Origin of the sequence: Mycetohabitans sp. B3 (assembly GCF_021498065.1) — a bacterium.
GTDB lineage: Bacteria > Pseudomonadota > Gammaproteobacteria > Burkholderiales > Burkholderiaceae > Mycetohabitans.
Map to the genome: position 1 here is coordinate 1 of NZ_JAHLKN010000163.1, position 1,132 is coordinate 1,132.

1 protein-coding gene is annotated in these 1,132 nt (G+C 61.0%); it reads right to left on the reverse strand.

The window, feature by feature from the left end; translation table 11 throughout:
- On the reverse strand, positions 1 to 1,132 hold a 1,132-nt coding region (locus tag KQH55_RS16095), incomplete at both ends, for an AMP-binding protein (RefSeq protein WP_235091676.1).

Consider the following 1,132-nt stretch of genomic DNA (forward strand, 5'->3'; position numbering starts at 1 on the left):
CCACCGATGTACAGTTCACCGACCGCACCTAGCGGCACTGGCTGGCCGTGCGCATCGAGCAGATAAATCTTCAGGTCTGGGATCCGTACGCCAATCGGATTACCCGCTTGCTTACTGTCCTGTTGTCGAAGTGGCCGATACGTCACATGCACGGTCGCTTCGGTAAGCCCATACATGTTGACCAATTGCGGATGACGCTCGTCGTGCGCCGCATACCACGCCTGTAAGAGCGTCGGCTCCAGCGCCTCCCCGCCCAAGATCACATAGCGCAATTGATCTGACAAGGCGCGGTGTGCGAGGCTGGCCATCAACGCCTTAAACGCACTGGGGGTCTGATTTAAGACGGTGACACCCTGCTCACAGATCAACTGGTAAAAAGCGTCGGCAGAGCGAGCAATGGAATGAGGCACGATGACCAGTTTGCCGCCATAACGCAGTGCACCCCACAGCTCCCAGACCGAGAAATCGAACGCAAACGAGTGAAACAGGCACCAAGTATCATGTTCGTTAAAGTCATACCATGGTTGCGTCGCCTCGAACAGCCGCACCACTTGCGCATGTTCGACCATCACGCCCTTGGGCGTGCCGGTCGAGCCCGACGTATAAATCACATACGCCAGATGCCGGGCCGTCAGCGCGGCCACCGACGGATTCGTGTCTGGCAACGCCGGCACGGTGGCCGGATCGAGCACCGTGCACTCGGCCAGCGCCGCCTCACCCAACGCAGCACGCCCAGCCGCATCCGCCAGCACCATGTTCGGTGCCGCATCCGCCAGAATGTGCGTCAAGCGCTCGCCTGGGTAACTCGGATCCAGCGGCACATAAGCGCCACCCGCTTTCACAATCGCCAGCAGCCCCATGACCAGCGCTGGCGAGCGCTCGACGCAGATTGCCACGCGCGCATCGGGCTTGACGCCTAACCCGATCAACTGGTGCGCAAGGCGATTGGCCTGTGCGTTCAGCTGCGCATAACTGAACGTTTGGCCCTCAAACACCAGCGCCGTCGCCTCAGGCGTGCGCTCAACCTGCGCCTCGAATAGCTGATGCACGCACCAGTTCGACGGATACGCCTGCTGCGTCGCGTTCCACGTGTTAAGCAGCAACTCGCGCTCCGCCTCGGGCAGCACCTGCA